This window comes from Vibrio sp. 10N (assembly GCF_036245475.1).
GTDB lineage: Bacteria > Pseudomonadota > Gammaproteobacteria > Enterobacterales > Vibrionaceae > Vibrio.
Map to the genome: position 1 here is coordinate 48,001 of NZ_BTPM01000002.1, position 18,745 is coordinate 66,745.

Sequence of the window (18,745 nt, forward strand, 5' to 3'; positions counted from 1 at the left end):
ACCTTAGACAAGACTTATAATTGCTCTTCAATGGGCAATATGCCGCTAAACCAAGCGCCCATGCGGCGCCAAATGCTGGCTTCTGGCTCTGAGGTCAAGGTTTCGCCGGTACTGTGATCAAACCAAACCAGGTCTCCGTCATCCATTCTCAGTTCGTAAGCCGTTTTGGGGATCTCTTTGGAGATAGCGTCATACACCTTTTGGGCATATTCTGGTTGCTCAATCACCACGCCCATTTCAGTATTGAGGTGAGCTGAGCGAGGGTCGAGGTTCATTGAACCAACAAACACTTTGCGCTTATCAATGACCATCGCTTTGGTGTGAAGGCTTGAACGGCTACTACCTGTTAAGCTCCAGTTCTTTTGGATTTCAGCGCTGGATTTAACTTCCCACAGCGTTACGCCACCTTTGACCAGATCTTCACGGTATTTAGCGTACCAGCCATGTACCGCAAACACGTCGTTTGAGGCAAGAGAGTTGGTAATAATCGTCACTTCAAGCCCTTGTTTCACGGCACTGATCAGCTCTTTGGTTCCTTGCGCTGTAGGAACAAAGTAGGGCGAGATGAACACCAGCGAGGTGTGAGAATCTTCGAGCACAGCATTGAGGCTGTCGATTAAGGTGCTTTGCTTGCTATCGGGCTTATTTGGTAAATCGTAGAGTAAGTCGCCGACACCCCAATATAGCTTTACGGTACCGTTAATGAGGTCGTTGTAGAGTGGCAGCTTGGCAAAATCATATTGCCCACCAGAAAATTTGGCTTCGAGACCAAGCTCGTCGACCCATGCATCAACATCGGCATCGGTGTAGCGCAGATCTTCACGCGGTTCTATCCACTCAATAGGGACACTGTAATCACTGTTCCAATAGAGGTCGAATTGGCGGTTTACTTGACGGACAGCCTTGCCCACCATCATTAAATCTAGGTCAGAAAACTCAACACTCGACTCGATAGAGTAATACTCGTTGCCGACATTGCGACCGCCAATGATGGACACAACCCCGTCAACGGTGAGCGATTTATTGTGCATTCTGTGGTTGAGTCGTTCGAAATCACTCAGCATAGCGATACCGCGTGCTGAGCGCAGGTGGTGCGGGTTGAACATACGCACTTCGATGTTTGGGTGACTACTAAAACGCATGAGGTCTTTGTCATCATACTTTTGCATGTCATCAAGCAATAAACGCACCCGTACCCCACGTTCGGCAGCCTCGAATAGTCGCCACGCAATTAAGTTGCCCGCTTCGTCGTCTCGAAAAATGTAATACTGAACGTCGATGCTTGACTGCGCGGTTTCGATAATCGCGAGCCTTGCCAGCAAGGCATCATGCCCCTTATCTAAAGGATGAAACCCAGTCTCATCGATCAAAGAATGAGATGCCACTTCCCTTGCAAAATACAAATCCAGCTTGGTCGGTTCATCATTAATGATGGTGTACGAGGGCTGTTTTTCGTAGCGGCTAGGGTCAATGCTGGAAGAAACGCATCCGCTCAGGGCGGCAATGAGCAGTAGTGCGAAGAAATTTTTTATAGACAAAATGTTGGGCATAGTTAAAGTGCTGGTATTCGAGTAAGTTCTAAAAATGCAGCGAGAGTGTAACGGCTCATCGAAGGATTTGCACTGTGTCGCTGGCGTTTTTACTGATAAATTTCATAGCAATTAAGTATAGCCTAATTGAAAGTGACTAGGTTGCATAACAATTACTTATAACGATTCTGGCTGGTTTTGAATCGCTGGATATTAGGAGAGTTCGTGGCGAGTTTGGGCACCAACAAATATACCTTGTTTGGCATTATGGCCATTTTGCTTTGGAGCTGTGTGATCGCGTTGACGCGCGATATTGCGGAGCTTTTTGGCCCGATTGGTGGCGCTGCATTGATGTACAGTGTGAGCACAATTGCGCTGATGGTGGTGATGGGAAGACCACGTATTGGCGACTATCGTCCAAGTTACTTACTTCTTGGCGGCGGGTTGTTTGTAAGTTACGAGATTTGTCTCGCGCTGGCTCTTGGGATGGCGAACGATCGTCAACAAGCGATGGAGATGGCGGTTATTAACTACTTATGGCCGGCGCTCACTGTGCTGTTGGCGGTATTGATGAGCGGTCGTAGAGTCAGTGTGTTGGTTTACCCGAGCGTGGTGCTCGCGTTTATTGGGGTCGTGTGGTGTATTTCTGGGGACGCTTCTTTCTCTTTTGAGAGTGTCAAAAACAATGTGGCGACCAACCCAATAACCTACACGATGGCGTTGTCGGCGGCGTTTATTTGGGCGCTGTATTGTAATATCACGCCTAAGATGAGTGGTGGCAAAAATGCCATCGTTTTGTTTTTTGCCATGACATCGGTGACGCTTTGGATTCACTATGCGCTGAGTGATGAAAGCCAGATGGTGTTCAACGTTTCCTCCGTATCAACCTTACTGTTGGCAGGTTGCATTATGGGGGCTGGATATGCGCTTTGGAACCAAGCGATTATTGGCGGCAATATGGTACTTATCGCCACGTTTTCCTATTTTACACCGGTATTCTCCACCGTGTTTTCTTCAGTTTACTTGTCTGTGGCACTGACTCAGTCGTTTTGGAAAGGCGTGGCATTAGTCACGCTTGGTTCACTGCTTTGTGCTTGGGCCACTCGCGAACGTGCACTCGAGAAGGAAGCTGCAAACGCCTGACAAATGCGGCAATCGCTTTGCTAACTACTATCGTAATAGAGATAGGGTTGATGAAAAGGGTAAAGCCAAATGCGAGCAATGGGTGGGGCCGTGATGTTTGTTCATCTGATAGTGCTGTTGGTGTTAAACGCGACAATCAGCCGGTCTGTGATTGCTGCTCCTAGCGGTAAACCTTGGTTGGTCAGTTACAATCAAGATGCCGTGACTTTGTACAAACGGGAGCATCATACTGGACTGATTGAGATCCGAGTGCATGCGGATGTGTCGACGACGTTTGCCGCCTTTTTACGGTTATTTGAAGACACGGCCAATGTTCCGAACTGGCTGCATAATGTCGACCAAACGAAAGTGTTGGCCCAGCTATCGTCTAACGAAAACATCGTATATACCACCTTTGCAGCTCCGTGGCCTGCTAAGAATCGAGATATGGTGACTTACTCTCGCTACTATCAAACCGGTCGTCGTTTTGTTCTGGAAATCAGTGACGCATCGGATTACCTTGCCCAGCAGCCCGACTATATTCGAATTGAAAAGGTGCGTTCACGCTGGGAGCTGACTAAGTTAACGGAAAACCAAGTCTTTGTGGTCTACACCGCGTTTGCAGATGTGGGCGGGGCATTGCCCGATTGGTTGGCTAATCAGTTGACGATTGAAGGGGCGATTGAAACCTTTAAGGGGTTGAAAAGAGAGATTGCTGGCTATCAGCATCTCTCTCATCCAAATGTGACCGATTAATATTGACGAAAGTCGTTATGAGTTGCTGGCCAAGGTTGCATCATTAGCGCGTGACAATGCTTTACACGCTTGAAACAGCATTTGACCTGGCACTTTAATAAAGTACACCGACATTAAGATCATCATCGTAGGGTCCGCATACACGCTTAGATGTGCCCACGGCGTAAATTCCATAGCCCATGCTGAAATAAAACCCGCCATGACAGCGACGCTAAGGAGAGTGTCCATTTGCCACTGTTTGGTTTCTGCTTCGATTAGGTTCGAACCCATTTTCTTGTTTTTACTAGCGATGTACCACCAAGCGTAGGTACAGCCTAGGACATTAAACAGTCCAAATAGCGTTGCTACGGTCGTGTCTACCGGACGACCGCCCGTGAACATGGCGCTGACGGCGGAGTACAGTGACGCCAATACAATGATTAAGATCACTGATGCTTTAATAGCTATTACCAAGGACTCAACGGTTTGGCGACCGTATTTAGAGGCGTGGCTGTTTGGATTTTTCAACTGTTGTGCTGCGGCCAGTGACAATAAAGTTAACAGTAAGCTGACCATTGAATAGACACCGTCGAAAGCGATGACTAGTGAGCCCATCAACACACCAACCACTAGGCCTGCGACAGCGAAGCCAGTAGCAATAATGGCTGATACTCTCAAGACTGATGATTCATTGTGTTGTTTTAGCGAAGACATTGGATTTACCTTTTGTTTGAACTAAGGCTATTGTTTCGCCGTGCTGCTTATCTTTCAAACATTAACTGAGTGTTTGGATGAAAGCTGAAAACAAATTAATGATAATTTATATTTAAATCATGGGTTTAATAGATGTTTTTTGCTGTCAGTATTAATGACACCCACTGATGGCCGCTGATGAATAACCGTTAGAAAGTAAACAGGTAGTCGCTGATTTGGTCCGCAAGCCACGTCATCGCAGGGTGTTCCGACATGCCCGATGAGGTCAGCATACAGAAATCTTCTTGGGTCAAACCATAGGTGTGCTTGATGACAGATAAGGTTTGCTCACGCAATAATTGACGAATCAATGGCTCTGGCAATACCCCCCAAGCGCCTTCAGAAATGATGGTTTTAAGCATAAATTCGAAGCTTGAAAATCCAATATACTTCAGAGAGAAAGGCAATAGCTCAGGGTTATCTCGTAGATTTAGGTAGGCGAGTGATACTTGCATTTGATCACGCAGTACTTCGTCTGAAACACGGGGCAGTTTAGATAACTTATGATCCGCTCGGCACACCGACATCATACGAATCTTCCCCAGTGGCTGATAGGTGAGCATGGGGTCATCTTCGCGCTCAAAATCGACACCAAAGGCGAAATCAACCTGCTTTTTCTCAACGATATCGGCTAGGTCGCCCGATGAGGCCAAGACGATATTGAGAGAAAGAGCTGGATAGCGTTGGTTGAGCTCTAACGTCAGATCTTGCCATACTTGATCGGGTAGGCTGTCGTCGTGGGCAATACGCAGCTCAGTGGCAAAGTCACCAGAGACTTGGGCACAGGTCTGCCTGATGCGAGCAGAGGTGACCAATAAGTTTTCACAGTCTTTATAAATGGCTTTCCCTATTTCTGACAAGGTCACGTTGTTGCCTGTGCGGACAAACAGATCGGTGTCGAGGTCTTTCTCGAGGGCTTTGATTGCCATGCTGAGTTTGGTTCGGTTGCAGTTTAATACTCGCGCTGCTTCGGACACAGAGCCGGCGTCAACCACGGCGCAGAAGGCTTCGATTTGAGAAAGATTGATAGACATTGATCGTAAAACGCCCGTAAATCATAGGAACAAAAATCATAGCACGAGTGCCAAAGAATACGAAGATAACACTAGGAATTGCTTGGCGTTCTGGTTTAATCTATGTCTAGTTATCAAGGATTAAAATGAAGTGCTTGTATTGTGTTCAGCACGAGTAAAACAATGGAGTAAACTATGTCTAACGAGTGGGATGAGTACGCCGCGACATGGGAAAATAACGAGGCGACCGCGGTCTTTGCTCAGTCATGCTATGACGCGCTCTCTGAAATAACCTCGTTGAAAGGTAAATCGGTTTTAGACTTTGGTTGTGGTACCGGCCTGTTGAGCCAACTGATGTCTCCGACGACCAAATATATTGTCGCACTGGATGGCTCTGAAGCCATGATTGAAGAGCTCGACAAAAAAGGGTTAGAAAATGTTGAGCCTGTCGTAGATTTATTAACGCGCGGCTTAGTTGCTCAGCATCCTGCCTTCCGCAATCAGTTTGATCTCGTCGTTGCGTCTTCTGTTTGTGGATTTATCGACAACCTTCAAGACACCGTGAACGTTATCTATACCTTGCTTGATGAGTACGGCATGTTCATCCACTGGGACTGGGCTGTTGACAGTGACGATGCTGGTTATGGGATGACGGAAAAGCGAGCTAAAGATGTCTTGTTGAATGCGGGTTTCGAGAAAGTCGAAGTGTCAATCGCATTTGAAATTGATTCGGGCAAAGGTCCGAAAAAAGTTCTTATGGGTGTTGGACGCAAGTAGCGCAGTACCCTAAATTTATAATCTGATCTACGAATAGGTGGTGCCTTTGGTACCACCTTTTTTTGTTATGCTTGTAGAACGTTTATTTGGATACGTTGATTATGTTCTTGAAATCAAAGCAATGGGTTTGGTCATGTCTGGCTTCGTTATGGCTTATCAGTAGTCATGCTTACTCCAGTGACACTGACATGGTGGACAAAGCCAATACTATCATCGCGCAAGCGGCGCAAAATATTGATGAATTCGACTCCGCTGCACATTGGGAGTCAGTGAAAAATGTTACTGGTGTTGCTAAAGCGATCGTGATCTTTCCGTCGGGTGGTCAAGCTGGCTTTATTTTGGGGGCACAGTGGGGTAAAGGTATCTTGCTAACCAGAGATGGGCATCAGTGGAGTGAGCCTGTGTTTGTCAAATTCCGCAGCGCGATGTTTGGCTTGTTAGCGGGCGCGCAAAAAATCAAAGGCGTCGGAGTGATCCTCTCCGATGATGTGGTCGAGCAATTGCAATCAGGTTCAACCAAAATTGGCGGAACGGCTGATGTCACGATTGGTGATGGCGTCAGTGGCAAAGTCGTTGGTGGCACCAGTGGAATAAGTGCGATGATGGTTTCGCAAAACAAAGGGCTCTACTTTGGTGGCAGCATCGATACCTTCAACATGACTCTAGACAACACGCTAAATCACGCCATTTATGGTGAATCTTTTTCTGTTGATGAAGTACTAACCAACTTTGCCCCCTATTCTGGAGAGGCGCAGAATCTGCGTCGTCGCTTGGAAGGGATCGCTTATCGCGCTGTCTATCGCTAACATGGAATAGTGAACAAAATTTGAACTTGTTGTTTTTTCGTGCATTAATGTTTCTAGCCCATCGACATTAATCGCACAGGACACTGGTTTATGAAACATGTACTGACGTCTTTCGTTATCGCAAGCTTGGCTATGGTAGGGTGCACGACCAGCACCAAACCAGTAGCACCCCTTAATTTCGCTTATGGGGTCGCGAAAACAGGAGACTTTGGCTTTCTCCCTCAAACGGGCATGGTGACCTATTCGTGGCGTACTCATTCACCTGTTGCTAAAGTGTCGGAAGATTTTGACGCTGACCATTACCTGTCTGTGATCAAGTCGCAAATTGATGAAGTGTTGGCATCGAAGGGTTATCTTGCGGTGCAAGATGGTCATGCCGCTTCCATGCACCTAGACTTTGGTATCGCGACTGAAACGGCAATGAATGATGAACAAATTTTTGAAAGTACCCAAATCAAGACCGGGGTTCAATTTGAATCACCGACGCAGAACGGGGAAAAAGGGAGTTTGTACATAGCGGTGTTTGATTCAGTGGGGGCATTTCCAAGATGGCGAGCTTTAGCACAAGGGCCGACAGAAAATCGAATTGATGACCCTCAAGAGCGAGAGGAACTGAAAAATCTGATTGGTGCGATGCTGGCTGACTTACCGCCGCGTTAAACACAAAGACCGAAGCGATGGGCCTCGGTCTTGAGATGCTGCATTGAGTTTTACTCGTTTTAGTAACAAGCTTATTTTGGCATTATCACTGTATCGATCACGTGGATCACACCATTTTTCGCTTTAACATCGGTCGCGATAACGGTAGCGTTATCCACCATCACCTTGCCATCGCTTTTAGTAATCATAATGTCCTGACCTTGCACTGTGGTCGCCTTATCTAGCCCCATAACATCCGCTGCCATCACTTTTCCTGCGACTACGTGGTAGGTGAGAATTGCGACTAGCTTGTCTTTGTTCTCTGGTTTGAGCAACATCTCGACTGTGCCATCGGGCAGTTTTGCAAACGCATCGTCAGTGGGTGCAAACACCGTAAATGGGCCATCACCTTTCAACGTATCAACGAGCCCCGCAGCTTGTACTGCTGCAACGAGCGTAGTGAATGAGCCGTTCTCAGCAGCCACGTCGACAATGTCTTTTTTCATTCCGTGGTGGTCAGCCAGTGCTGAAAACGAGAGTAGAAGTGCTGCTATCGCTGCAAGCGAACGTGTGAATATAGTCTTCATATCTGCGATCCTTTGTTTGTGTCTATTCGCAGTCGTCTGTTACGGTGGGATTAGGCTATCGATCACCGACGGCAAGCAACAAATTACGCTTCTAGCCGTCAGAAGGAGAGGGGTTAGAATGTCAGACCAGGCAACAGCACGGGCTGTTTTGGCCAGCGGTGCTGATTAAGCTCTTTGATCATGACAGACACGGGGGTCGGCTGAGCCAAGGGCTCATCGGGCAGTAGTGAAAGGTTAGTGATGCGGGTATAGCCACTAGAGCCATAGACTTCATCGCGGCCAAACAGCACTGAGTAGTAAAACGGCTGTAGTTGCATCCACTGATGTGCTTCTTCGAGCAAAGCTTTGGTTAAGCCACGCTTTCGATAGTCTGGATGGACACACACTTCAGCGACACCGGCAATAGGCACAGACTCGCCGCCAATGGAGAGGGTTTTTTCATGCACTGCTAAGTGAGCGATAATATGATGCTCATGTTCACCGGTAATATACCAGCGATGTTGAGGCATCTCGTTGTAAAAGCGCTGAGTTTTAAATCGGCTATCGCTTGGCTTGGTAAAACAGCTACTGAGAATCGTGATCAGTGCTTGGTCTAGCTCGTTTGTGACGGCGCTATCTTCAATATAGTGTATCTTCATAGTGTTACTGGCGCGCCACGCAACGTTCTGTCACGATGCTATGCGTGCCCTTATCAGGTCCCTTAGTGATGGTGAGCCGGCTTAAGATGTTGTAGCACATGGTGCTGCCACTGGGTGTTGCAGATTGAATGCTGACAGTGCCAGAGTTGCCACTGCCGCTGTTATTCCATGGTATTGCTTGTTTAGAGTTTGGGTCACGCATCAAGCGCTCTACCGCTTGTTTGTGTAGTTGCTGATCTTTGGCAGAAAAGCTTTTGTCTTCAACGCCAAAGGTTTGTGATGTGAGTGAGTCTACAAGTTGAAACGGTGAGGATAAAATACCGCCAATAACACCGGTTACTGCGCCTTTGCTCGCTTCGCGCCCTGCTTGCTCTGCCTGTTGGACCAGCGCTTCGGCTTGGTCAATGATCTCAGGCATGGCTACTCGCAGTGCCTCACTTTCGGCCAGAATCGCGGGGACTTGTTGGTTGGTCGCTGCAATTTGTTTGTTGGTGGCGCGAATGGTTTGATTGGTTTGTTCGACTTGCTTTAGAAGATTCGGCAACGAACTGTGCCAATGCTCCGACTGCTCAAGAATTGGCGGAATGGCTGCCGTGACGGATTGGACTTGCGTCAAAATAGCGGGGATCTGGCGATTGATATCGTCGACTCGCTCCAGCACTTCGGGGATTGCTTGTTGGTATTGGGCGCTTTGCTCCAGAATGCTTGGAATGATGGCTTGGATTTTTTGCACTTCTTCAACCACAGGAGTGATGCGCTGTGCGGTTTGGTCGATTTGAGTCAATAAACTGGGTAACTCAACTCGTACTTGTTTAGCTTCGAGAGTGAAGGTGTAAATTGACCAAGCTAAGGCGAATATAGCGAGGGCAAGCAGTGCTCTGCTGGCGACAATGACCTTTTCCATATCTCACTCCTGTCGAGCTTAAGCGGCGCTGCTTTCCTTGCTCGAAATTGAAACTCCTAGTGCCCACCATAACGAAACTGATTAACGTAGTAAACGCCTTGCGAATAAACACGACAGCGTAGGCGGAGAGAATTGCGAGATTGTGCAAAAAGTCACCACTTAACCATGTTTACCTAGTAAGTCACTAAAATGTAAAGCCAATTCAGCTAAACTGAAATCATGAAGGGAAAAAAGTAGGAGCTGGTGATGGCGATTCAAAGACTCGAAGCAAACAAGCTATACCATGCCGCAGAACTCAAGAAACTGCCGTGTAAGTCGACCAAAGAACTGGATCCGATTGATGAAATTGTGGGCCAGGAGCGCGCTCAGAAAGCGGTTGAGTTCGCGATGTCTATCAAAGAAAAAGGCTATAACATCTATGCGATAGGCCAAAATGGCCTTGGTAAGCGCACCATGATTTTACGTTATCTTAGTCGCCATCCTCACGACACACAAGCGCTCTATGATTGGTGTTATGTTGCCAATTTTTCCGATACTCGTACCCCGCAGGTATTGAAGTTGCCGTGTGGCATGGGCGAAAAACTCAAGAAAGATGTTGAGAAGCTGATCTCTAAGTTAGTTAAAGCCATTCCAATGGCATTTGATAACGAGCTGTATTTTGGTCGCGCAGACAAGCTAAAAAATGATCTGGCACGTAAGCAGCAAGTGGAGCTACAAAAGCTCAGTGAAGAAGCCAAAGAGAAGGGCATCAGTCTGACGATCACGCAGCAAGGGGATTATCAATTTGTTGCTTTGAATGGAGAGGAGTTACATACTGACGAAAGCTTTTCGGAGCTGCCGCTTGATGAGCAAGATCGCTTTGGCACCACCATTGATGAGCTAGAGGTGAGCCTTCGTGGTATGGCTAGAGAGTTGACGGATTGGGAAGAGACCTTTACCGACAATATTCAAAAACTGAACGAAGAAGTTACTCTTGGTGTCATTAGTCACCTAATTAAAAAGCTGAAAAAAGAGTACAACGGCTACACCGAGATCAAGAAGTACTTGAGTGCTTTGCAAAAGGATATTTGCGAAAACGTCGATATCTTCCTTGAAGAAGGTAATGAACAAGGTGAAATCGCTACCGCATCATTGGATAAGAAGTTTCCGCGCCGTTATAAAGTGAACTTGATAGTGAAGCAGTCTTGCTCCGACTTTCCGATCATTGTCGAGGAGAACCCTAACTATCACTCCCTGTTTGGTTATATTGAAACAGCGACTTACAAAGGCACTGTATTTACCGATTTTTCATTGATTCGTGCGGGTAGTTTGCACCGAGCTAACGGTGGTGTGCTGTTAATGGATGCGGTTAAGGTATTAGAGCAGCCGTATGTATGGGATGGCCTAAAACGCGCACTGCGTGCACGCCAGCTTAGTTTCACTTCTCTGGAAAAAGAAGTGACGTTAACAGGAACCGTGTCACTCGATCCTCAGCCAATTCCACTTGACGTAAAAATCATTTTGTTTGGTGACTATCGCACCTATCAACTGCTACAGCATTACGATCCAGAATTTAGCGAGCTGTTTAAAGTTACCGCTGATTTTGAGGATGAAATGCCGCGCACCGCCGAATCCGAGCTTCACTACGCGCGCTTTATCTCAAGCATCGTACATGACAACAATATGTTGCATTGCGACCGCAAAGCAATTGCTCGCATTATTGAGCACAGCTCGCGCTTGTCTGGTGATCAAAATAAATTGTCGCTGCATTCAGCGCACATCGCCAATTTGCTCAGAGAATCTAATTATGTGGCGCGCAATGCTAAATCTAACCTGATCCGCATGGGACATGTTGATCAAGCGCTTGAATACCAACAAATGCGCGTCAATCGATTGCAAGATAGCGTGATGGAAGGCTTTGTAAACGGTACGACACTCATTCATACCGAAGGTTCGGCGATTGGCCAAGTTAATGCACTTTCTGTGTTAACCACAAGCGATCATATGTTTGGTGCGCCAAATCGAATTACGGCCACAACTTCCTACGGTGATGGTGAGGTCATTGATATTGAACGTAGTGTGGATTTGGGAGGCAGTATTCACTCGAAGGGGGTGATGATACTTACCGCCTACTTGTCCTCTGTGTTTGGTAAAACCGCCAAAGTTCCACTTACGACCACCATTACTTTTGAGCAGTCTTACGGTGGCGTGGATGGCGACAGTGCCAGTATGGCTGAGTTCTGCGCGGTAGTATCTGCGTTTTCGGGTCAACCAAACCGACAGGATATCGCCATTACCGGATCGATGAACCAGTTTGGTGAGTCGCAGCCTATTGGTGGTGTTAATGAGAAGATCGAGGGCTTTTTTGATGTGTGTAGCATCAAAGGTCGACACGCTGGGCAAGGCGTAATTATACCGCGTTCCAATGCTCATAACTTAATGTTGCGTGCTGATATCGTTAAGGCAGTAGATAAAGGCGAGTTCCACATATGGGCGATTGATCATGTGACGGAAGCGATTGAGTTGTTTTCGGGCAAAGAGGCTGGCACGCAGTCGCTTGAAGGCAGCTACCCTATTGATACAATATATGGTATCGCGCAGGCAAGGCTTAACGCACTGCGCAAGTAGTCACAAAAGCCAAGCGAAAGCTTGGCTTTTTTTTCACGTTGTCTCTTTACATTTGGGCGCGAACGGTTAGGCGCGAAGCTTGAGCTTTGTGCCGTCAAACTTAAGGTGGGAGAGCAGCTCTTTGGCGTTTGCTTCACCCTTCTCATCAAATTTGATGCCGTAGGCGGTATAGTGGCTAGACTTCTGTTGATTGCATATCAGTCCGGATAGGGAAGGGAAGTAGCGTCCTTTAGGCGCGCCTTCAGTAACATTCAACGCCACTTCTTGGCCGACCACTAAGCTTTTGCCAAGCGCTGGCAATATGAATCGGCAACCGCTCTTTGACATATCTCTGAGCTCACAGCGAGTTTGATTGTCGCCGGTGTTTAGCATGGCGCTGAGATTGACGTCATACCTTGGTTCTTTTCTCAGGTTAGTCACCTGCATCGATTGCGGTATCGATAGCACTAAAATAGGCAATGGTTCTTCAATAAAATTAATAAGTTGGGAGCGGAACTGGACGACTCCACCTTCGCCTCTTTGGGAGATTGCTCTAACTGTTAACCAAAAGCCTTCTTGGAAGAAGTACTTAAGATCGCTGTCATCGATCTTAGGCGTTTCCAGCAAAATTCGATGCTCAGAATGAGCGCCAATAAATTGAGTAGCACAGCGAAAAGAGGTGCCGACAGGTGTATTGACGGTCAACGTTACGTCGCCACCATGTTCTATCATAGCAAGTGCATCAGTGCTATTAAGCGTATGGGTCGTCCGTGATTGGGGATTAGATTTTTGTTGTTGCGTCACTGCTTGATGATTCCTGACGTTTACTGCCTTAAACTTAAGCGGATTGTTTTTATTAGGTTATCTTGCCTAACTTAAGCAACACCAGACAAACTTTGAACGGTGCTCACAAAATTCTAGGGCTTAGAAAATCAAAGTGCAATTAAAAAACGGTAGCTATGAGTCAAAATATTGACTTGTATGTCAATATTGCACCTATATGCCTATGATGTGGGGGCGATCTATCAATTTCGAGTACATGTTTAAGGTTTTATAGATCAGCTTAAATTCCAACATGCTTGTTGAATATAATGGTTCATTTATGACCTTATTGATATCAATTATGGATTAAAGATAAAGCCTATTTAGAAAAGTATGGTATGACGGTCGAGAACGGATTAAATCCATGGCAACCAACCCCGTTTTTGGGCGGGCAAATTACTGCTGTACCTGCGCAGCATGGACATGGTTGGATTCATAAAGTGATGGCCAACGGCTGTGGTTTCTATATTGAGTTACCTAACGAGCCATGCATCTACATTAGTGGCGATACGGTGCTAACAAACGATGTTAACAAGGCGCTCACTGAGCTTAAGCCAGACATTACCGTGGTTGCAGCGGGTCAAGCACAGATGGACGTAGGTCAGCCACTCCTCATGCCAACCGACGAAGTCATGGAATTTATTAAGCGCTCACCAGGCAAAGTTATCGCTAACCATATGGAAGCGTTGAATCACTGTCCGGTGGATAGATCAACGCTGAAGCGAACGTTGAGCGCTCATGGTTTAGTTGACAAAGTATCGATTCCAGAGGATGGTGAAATACTCGAGTTTTAAGGTGAGTGGATGAGGTAGAGCATGCTAAAGCACCAATATGAATGGCAGGAGGTTGAAAACGGCCAACTGCTTTATATTGAAAAACTGTTTGACCATGACTCTGCTGAAGCGGTGTTTAACGAGTTACGGAGCTCACTTAATTGGCGACAAGATAACATTCGCTTGTTTGGAAAAGTGCACCCTATCCCGAGACTTCAAGCTTGGTATGGGGATGCCAGTTATCGCTACTCTAATTTAGAGTTAGAGGCTCAGACCTGGTATCCCAAACTCGCCGAGCTAAAGGCGCTGTGTGAACAATACGGGCAGCACAGGTTTAATACGGTACTCGCCAATTTGTATCGTGACGGCCAGGATTCCAATGGCTGGCATAGTGACAATGAGCCCGAGCTTGGCATCAACCCAGTGATTGCCTCACTCAGCTTTGGTGGTGAGCGGCGATTTTTGCTCAAACACAAGCTGACCGGTGAGAAATTGGAATTCAATCTAACATCCGGATCACTACTGATAATGGCTGGAGAAACTCAGCATCACTGGCAACACACCATTCCCAAAACAAAGCGACCAGTAGCGCCAAGGATAAATTTAACTTTTCGAAAAGTTCTGGCTCCCTAAAACAACAAAAGCTCCCCGTAGGGAGCTTTTGATTAGCTAAATCATAGTTTGATTATGCTTTTGCAGATGCCGCTTTCTTTGCGTTCTTAGCGTAGCTAGGTGTTCTTGCTACAGCACGCTTAGTTGCTGGCTTCTTCGCAGCTGGCTTTTTCTTCTTTTGCTTTAGACGCTCAGGAAGAATTTGAGTTGCGAACACATCTTCAACGGTTTCAGCACGCTTGATTAGTTCAGCTTCACCGTCTTTAACTAGTACAGTTGCAGGACGTGGTAGAGAGTTGAACTGGCTCGCTTGAGACTCTGCGTAGTGACCCACATCCATGATAGCTAGAACGTCTTTTGGCTCTAGAGCTGGCATGCGTGCACCGCTTTCCCAAATTGATGGGATACAGATTGGACCTGCGATTTCAGTTGTCTTCTCAACAAGTGGTTGAGTCATCTTGCTTGCTGGTAGAACAGGGTTCTTAGACTCTTGAGACTCAACTAGCGTTGCTAGGTAAGTAGACGCGTCAACCATCGTGTAGGTGTAGTCCATCTCTTGGTCATCTTTCACTACGTATACAGACGTTAGTAGTGTGCCGATGTTACCAGCGATGTAACGACCAGGTTCTAGCCATAGTTGCGGGATCTCGAAGCCTTCTTTGTTGAACTCTTCTAGCATGCCTGCACACACTACTTTCGCGTAATCTTCAATAGTGTTCGGGTTCATCATGTGCTCAGCGCTACGACACTCTGGCTCACGCTCACGTGGCCAACCGCCGCCAAGGTCGATTTGGAATGGTTGAACGCCACACTCGCGAGAGATTTCGATAACGTTGCGTGCATACTCACGGTATAGCGCATCCCAACCTTCAGGTTGCTTAGAGAAACGACCTAGGTGAGTGTGGAAACCGTAGAATTCGAACACGTCGATTTCTTTCACGCGGTTAACGATTTTCTTCGCTTCTTCTTTTAGCAGACCGAATTTGATCCACTTCATCGCGCCGATGAAGTTCGGGAACGGGTATGCATCTGGTTCGAAGTCGTTAAAGAAATCTTCTGGGATAACTTTTAGACGTACCGCGATGCGTACTTTTTCTTTTGGCTTCACTTCGCGAGCGATACGCTCAACGATTTCGATCTCTTCGTACGAATCTAGGTGGATTGCGTAGCCGTACTCAATCGCTTTACGGATAGCAAGCTCAGGCTTAACTGTACCATTTAGTGCGATAGTTTTTGGATCCGCACCCGCGATGTAAGTTGCTTCAACTTCACCCGGACCGAAACAGTCACCACCCACGCCTTCTTCGTGACAGATAGCACGAACTGCGAAGTTAGTGTTTGATTTGATTGCAAACATTACGTTCACAGGCTTTGGCCAGTTTGAACCGAACGCTGCTTTAACGCGACGTAGGTTACCACGTAGTGTGTCTTCGCTAAGAACGAATAGCGGGCTACCGTATTGCTCAACCAGGTCAGAAGCTTTGCAGCCGCCGATGTATAGGTCGTCGCCTTTTGTTGTTAGCTCGTCAGTTGGCGTTAGGATGTTTTGTAGACGCTCAGCGTAGTTCTGGTTTGCTTTGTGCTCGGCAAGAAGTTGCTTTTGCTCTTCTAGTACAGAACTTAGTTGCTTTACTGAGTCTTCTAAACGCGCTTGATATTTCATATTCGTTCCTCACGAAATCGTTGAAAAGGTATGAACTGATTTGTTGATAGCTAGTGTAGTTGGCGGTGGAAAAAACAACACGTCACCCAGAGTCAAAAAAACTTACACTGGCATCTAATGCATTGTGGTGTACCTATTTTGTTGCTGAATGGGACGTTAACATTAGATTGCCCAGCTAGGTAAGTTACTTAGGGGTTACAGATACACTCCAGTATCAAGTGAATCGCTTGAATACATAGAATTACGCGGCTGTATACGTCGTTTTGTGAGCTTGGTTAACATTTTGTGAGTAAATGAATGGTTGTTACAACAAGTCAAGTAACCCGAGGGGTAAAAAATGGCACTTTTTTAAGGTTTTGTTCAATTAAGTTGACTCTCAGTGACGTTACAAGTTGAAGCTTGGTGGCTAATTTATAGGCATTCAATAGCGGGAAGCGAGTTCACTTCGTTCAGTGATAAAGCAAACATAATTCACCGTTATTAAACAGCAAGCACAACAAGAGTTCTGTAGTTATATAAACAGTTATACAGACCATTCATTCTTCACGAGGTAATCATTATGTCTTTTGATATCAATAAAGCTAAAGGTGTATTCGCGACAGTGGACGCTGCGATCGAAGCAACTCATAAAGCGCAAGTTGAGTTTTATGCGACGTCTACAAAAGAAGGCCGCGAAGCTATCCTTACTGCTATCCGTGGTGCAGTGCTAGCTAAAGCGGAAGACTTCGCAAAAATGGTTCGTGAAGAAACGAAACTAGGTCGTGTTGAAGACAAGATCGCTAAGCACCAGCTGACTGCTGCTAAGACTCCAGGTACTGAAGTTCTAGAAACTAAAGTATGGTCTGGTGACAACGGTATCTCTCTAGAAGAGCGTGCTCCTTACGGTGTTATCGGTGCGGTTACCCCTGTCACTAACCCAACGGAAACTATCGTTAACAACGCTATCTCTATGCTAGCGTCTGGTAACGCGGTAACGTTCAACGTTCACCCATCTTCTAAAGTTGTTTCTGCCATCATGATTGACCTTATCAACAAAACAATTGTTGAAGCAGGCGGTCCTGAAAACCTAGTGACTATGGTGAAAGAGCCAACGCTAGAAACGCTAAACGAAATCGCTAAATCTCCACTAGTTAACATGCTAGTGGGTACAGGTGGCCCGGGTCTAGTGAAAGCAATCCTACAATCTGGTAAGAAAGGTGTAGGCGCTGGCGCTGGCAACCCACCTGTAATCGTTGACGCTTCTGCTAACCTAGACCTAGCTGCGGCTGGCGTTTACGGCGGTGCATCTTTCGATAACAACCTACTATGTATCGGTGAGAAAGAAGTATTTGTTGAAGATTCAGTAGCGGACGAGTTCCTAGCTAAGCTAGAAGCAACGGGCGCTTACGTTCTTTCTGCAGAAGAAGCTGAGAAGCTAACTGCACAAATCCTAACTATGGACGAAATCGACGGTGCTAAGCCATGTACTGCGCAAGAAATTGCTCGCGTATGGCACCCAGTTAAGCAACACGTTGGTCAAGACGCAGGTGAGATCCTTAAGTCTATCGGTGTTGAGTCTGAGACTCGTCTAGCGGTTATGGTTGTTGAGAACGATCACCCACTAGTACACGTAGAGCAAATGATGCCAGTACTTCCAGTTGTTCGTTGTGCGAACATCGACGAAGCTATCGAGCGCGCAGTAGCTGCTGAGCGTGGTAACAAGCACTCTGCATGTATCTACTCTGGTAACATCGAGAACGTAACTAAGTTCGGTCGTGCTATCAACACAACTATCTTCGCTCACAACGGTCCAACACTATCTGGTGTAGGTTACAACGCTGAAGGTACTTCAACGTTCACTATCGCTGGTCCAACTGGTGAAGGTATCACAAACGCGTACTCGTTCACTCGTGCACGTCGTTTTGCAATCGCGCAGGGTGGTTTGCGTATTGTCTAATTGGTTGTTTGACTGATTGATGTGAAAAGGTCGAAGCTGTTGCTTCGGCCTTTTTGTGTTTTTAGAGCCCTCTCTTTGCCTCCTTGCTGCGCGTCTCGCTGAGATGAAGGAGAAACTATGTTACTTGGCGAGGGGTAAGCCCAATACGAACGTCAGCATGTCTCAATGATTTCAAATCGATAACCCACGCCGTAAATAGACGCTATCCAATCGTAGTCTGGATTAACTGCGAAGATCTTTTTTCTAAGGTTTTTGATATGGCTATCAATCGTCCTATCCGTTACAACGCGTCCGTCGGAGTAGATTCGGTCCATAAGTTGGTCGCGATTGAACACGATACCCGGGTGGCGATGAAAGTGGGAAAGCAGTTTAAATTCGGCGGGTGTTAAGGGAAGTACAGTGCCCGTAATGGTGGCTTTCATTAATTGTTGATCTACGTTCAGTAGAGGATTCTTGCCGGTATCTATCGCGTCTTGATTCGATTGAGAACGGCTCCGGCGCAGGACATTTTTGACGCGCGCGACGAGCTCTCTTGGACTATAGGGTTTACAAATGTAGTCATCAGCCCCCAATTCCAATCCAACCAAGCGATCGATTTCGTCGACTTTTGCTGTCGCCATCATGACTGGCAAGCCACTAAATGTTCTTAACTCTCGATAGATATCGAGACCATCTCGGTTCGGTAGCATTAAGTCGAGAATGATCAGGTCCGGTTGATTTACCTTTACCCAATCAATCACCTCGTTTCCATCGCTGATCATGTGCGACTCAAAACCACTGTGATTGAGATAGTCTTGGATAACCTGAGCAAGCGACGGTTCGTCTTCCACGATAAGGATCATAAAACCTC

General features: G+C 46.6%; 17 protein-coding genes and 1 pseudogene. 9 read left to right on the forward strand and 9 right to left on the reverse strand.

Annotated elements, in window-relative coordinates:
- Nucleotides 1–14 precede the first annotated feature (14 nt).
- Complete coding sequence (locus tag AAA946_RS16545) at nt 15–1,550, reverse strand: phospholipase D family protein (RefSeq protein ID WP_338165904.1); 1,536 nt, start codon at nt 1,548–1,550, stop codon at nt 15–17.
- A 213-nt stretch (nt 1,551–1,763) separates the two neighbouring features.
- Between AAA946_RS16545 and yddG the strand changes: the two genes are divergently transcribed.
- Both yddG and AAA946_RS16555 read left to right on the forward strand, forming a co-directional pair.
- Nucleotides 1,764–2,672 (forward strand): aromatic amino acid DMT transporter YddG, encoded by a 909-nt coding sequence (gene yddG / locus AAA946_RS16550; RefSeq protein ID WP_338167188.1) that lies wholly within the window; start codon nt 1,764–1,766, stop codon nt 2,670–2,672.
- A 93-nt stretch (nt 2,673–2,765) separates the two neighbouring features.
- Nucleotides 2,766–3,407, forward strand: a complete 642-nt coding sequence (locus AAA946_RS16555; RefSeq protein ID WP_338165905.1) for an START domain-containing protein — start codon at nt 2,766–2,768, stop codon at nt 3,405–3,407.
- A 54-nt stretch (nt 3,408–3,461) separates the two neighbouring features.
- On the opposite strand, the pseudogene AAA946_RS16560 reads toward AAA946_RS16555, so the two are convergent.
- A pseudogene (locus tag AAA946_RS16560) lies at nt 3,462–4,100 on the reverse strand (cation transporter); the annotation flags it as partial.
- A gap of 188 nt (nt 4,101–4,288) precedes the next feature.
- Nucleotides 4,289–5,167, reverse strand: a complete 879-nt coding sequence (locus tag AAA946_RS16565) for a LysR family transcriptional regulator (protein WP_338167189.1) — start codon at nt 5,165–5,167, stop codon at nt 4,289–4,291.
- A gap of 180 nt (nt 5,168–5,347) precedes the next feature.
- Between AAA946_RS16565 and AAA946_RS16570 the strand changes: the two genes are divergently transcribed.
- The 3 genes from AAA946_RS16570 to AAA946_RS16580 all read left to right on the forward strand — a co-directional run bounded on the left by AAA946_RS16570 (nt 5,348) and on the right by AAA946_RS16580 (nt 7,395).
- Entirely contained in the window at nt 5,348–5,929 is a 582-nt protein-coding gene (locus tag AAA946_RS16570; protein WP_338165906.1) for a class I SAM-dependent DNA methyltransferase, read from the forward strand.
- Nucleotides 5,930–6,030: 101 nt separating this feature from the next.
- Nucleotides 6,031–6,735 (forward strand): lipid-binding SYLF domain-containing protein, encoded by a 705-nt coding sequence (locus tag AAA946_RS16575; RefSeq protein WP_338165907.1) that lies wholly within the window; start codon nt 6,031–6,033, stop codon nt 6,733–6,735.
- Between the two features lie 90 nt (nt 6,736–6,825).
- Nucleotides 6,826–7,395, forward strand: a complete 570-nt coding sequence (locus AAA946_RS16580; protein ID WP_338165908.1) for a hypothetical protein — start codon at nt 6,826–6,828, stop codon at nt 7,393–7,395.
- A 71-nt stretch (nt 7,396–7,466) separates the two neighbouring features.
- Here the strand turns inward: AAA946_RS16580 and AAA946_RS16585 are convergent, their stop codons facing one another.
- The 3 genes from AAA946_RS16585 to AAA946_RS16595 all read right to left on the reverse strand — a co-directional run bounded on the left by AAA946_RS16585 (nt 7,467) and on the right by AAA946_RS16595 (nt 9,503).
- Nucleotides 7,467–7,961: a fasciclin domain-containing protein gene (locus tag AAA946_RS16585; RefSeq protein WP_338165909.1), complete on the reverse strand. Its 495-nt coding sequence runs from the start codon at nt 7,959–7,961 to the stop codon at nt 7,467–7,469.
- 113 nt (nt 7,962–8,074) lie between these two features.
- Nucleotides 8,075–8,599: a GNAT family N-acetyltransferase gene (locus AAA946_RS16590; protein WP_338165910.1), complete on the reverse strand. Its 525-nt coding sequence runs from the start codon at nt 8,597–8,599 to the stop codon at nt 8,075–8,077.
- A gap of 4 nt (nt 8,600–8,603) precedes the next feature.
- Nucleotides 8,604–9,503: a hypothetical protein gene (locus tag AAA946_RS16595; RefSeq protein WP_338165911.1), complete on the reverse strand. Its 900-nt coding sequence runs from the start codon at nt 9,501–9,503 to the stop codon at nt 8,604–8,606.
- 246 nt (nt 9,504–9,749) lie between these two features.
- Here AAA946_RS16595 and AAA946_RS16600 point away from each other — a divergent pair, with 246 nt between their 5' ends.
- Nucleotides 9,750–12,110, forward strand: a complete 2,361-nt coding sequence (locus AAA946_RS16600; RefSeq protein WP_338165912.1) for a Lon protease family protein — start codon at nt 9,750–9,752, stop codon at nt 12,108–12,110.
- Nucleotides 12,111–12,176: 66 nt separating this feature from the next.
- Here AAA946_RS16600 and AAA946_RS16605 read toward each other — a convergent pair whose 3' ends face one another.
- Nucleotides 12,177–12,821: a flagellar brake protein gene (locus AAA946_RS16605; RefSeq protein ID WP_338167190.1), complete on the reverse strand. Its 645-nt coding sequence runs from the start codon at nt 12,819–12,821 to the stop codon at nt 12,177–12,179.
- A 428-nt stretch (nt 12,822–13,249) separates the two neighbouring features.
- Here AAA946_RS16605 and AAA946_RS16610 point away from each other — a divergent pair, with 428 nt between their 5' ends.
- Nucleotides 13,250–13,705 (forward strand): MBL fold metallo-hydrolase, encoded by a 456-nt coding sequence (locus tag AAA946_RS16610; protein WP_338165913.1) that lies wholly within the window; start codon nt 13,250–13,252, stop codon nt 13,703–13,705.
- A 21-nt stretch (nt 13,706–13,726) separates the two neighbouring features.
- Nucleotides 13,727–14,317 carry an alpha-ketoglutarate-dependent dioxygenase AlkB family protein gene (locus AAA946_RS16615; RefSeq protein WP_338165914.1) on the forward strand — a complete coding sequence of 197 codons (591 nt, stop codon included), beginning with the start codon at nt 13,727–13,729 and terminating at the stop codon, nt 14,315–14,317.
- Nucleotides 14,318–14,369: 52 nt separating this feature from the next.
- Here AAA946_RS16615 and AAA946_RS16620 read toward each other — a convergent pair whose 3' ends face one another.
- Entirely contained in the window at nt 14,370–15,959 is a 1,590-nt protein-coding gene (locus AAA946_RS16620) for a diaminopimelate decarboxylase family protein (RefSeq protein ID WP_338165915.1), read from the reverse strand.
- A gap of 559 nt (nt 15,960–16,518) precedes the next feature.
- On the opposite strand from AAA946_RS16620, the gene AAA946_RS16625 reads away from it, so the two are divergent.
- Nucleotides 16,519–17,895, forward strand: a complete 1,377-nt coding sequence (locus tag AAA946_RS16625) for an aldehyde dehydrogenase (protein ID WP_338165916.1) — start codon at nt 16,519–16,521, stop codon at nt 17,893–17,895.
- 152 nt (nt 17,896–18,047) lie between these two features.
- Here AAA946_RS16625 and AAA946_RS16630 read toward each other — a convergent pair whose 3' ends face one another.
- Entirely contained in the window at nt 18,048–18,737 is a 690-nt protein-coding gene (locus AAA946_RS16630) for a response regulator (RefSeq protein WP_338165917.1), read from the reverse strand.
- Nucleotides 18,738–18,745: the final 8 nt, after the last annotated feature.

Coding starts and splice junctions, on each gene's coding strand:
- AAA946_RS16545 (WP_338165904.1), bottom strand. CDS start 1,550: ATGCCCAACATTTTGTCTATAAAAAATTTCTTCGCACTACTGCTCATT.
- AAA946_RS16555 (WP_338165905.1), top strand. CDS start 2,766: ATGTTTGTTCATCTGATAGTGCTGTTGGTGTTAAACGCGACAATCAGC.
- AAA946_RS16570 (WP_338165906.1), top strand. CDS start 5,348: ATGTCTAACGAGTGGGATGAGTACGCCGCGACATGGGAAAATAACGAG.
- AAA946_RS16575 (WP_338165907.1), top strand. CDS start 6,031: ATGTTCTTGAAATCAAAGCAATGGGTTTGGTCATGTCTGGCTTCGTTA.
- AAA946_RS16580 (WP_338165908.1), top strand. CDS start 6,826: ATGAAACATGTACTGACGTCTTTCGTTATCGCAAGCTTGGCTATGGTA.
- AAA946_RS16585 (WP_338165909.1), bottom strand. CDS start 7,961: ATGAAGACTATATTCACACGTTCGCTTGCAGCGATAGCAGCACTTCTA.
- AAA946_RS16590 (WP_338165910.1), bottom strand. CDS start 8,599: ATGAAGATACACTATATTGAAGATAGCGCCGTCACAAACGAGCTAGAC.
- AAA946_RS16595 (WP_338165911.1), bottom strand. CDS start 9,503: ATGGAAAAGGTCATTGTCGCCAGCAGAGCACTGCTTGCCCTCGCTATA.
- AAA946_RS16600 (WP_338165912.1), top strand. CDS start 9,750: ATGGCGATTCAAAGACTCGAAGCAAACAAGCTATACCATGCCGCAGAA.
- AAA946_RS16605 (WP_338167190.1), bottom strand. CDS start 12,821: ATGATAGAACATGGTGGCGACGTAACGTTGACCGTCAATACACCTGTC.
- AAA946_RS16610 (WP_338165913.1), top strand. CDS start 13,250: ATGACGGTCGAGAACGGATTAAATCCATGGCAACCAACCCCGTTTTTG.
- AAA946_RS16615 (WP_338165914.1), top strand. CDS start 13,727: ATGCTAAAGCACCAATATGAATGGCAGGAGGTTGAAAACGGCCAACTG.
- AAA946_RS16620 (WP_338165915.1), bottom strand. CDS start 15,959: ATGAAATATCAAGCGCGTTTAGAAGACTCAGTAAAGCAACTAAGTTCT.
- AAA946_RS16625 (WP_338165916.1), top strand. CDS start 16,519: ATGTCTTTTGATATCAATAAAGCTAAAGGTGTATTCGCGACAGTGGAC.
- AAA946_RS16630 (WP_338165917.1), bottom strand. CDS start 18,737: ATGATCCTTATCGTGGAAGACGAACCGTCGCTTGCTCAGGTTATCCAA.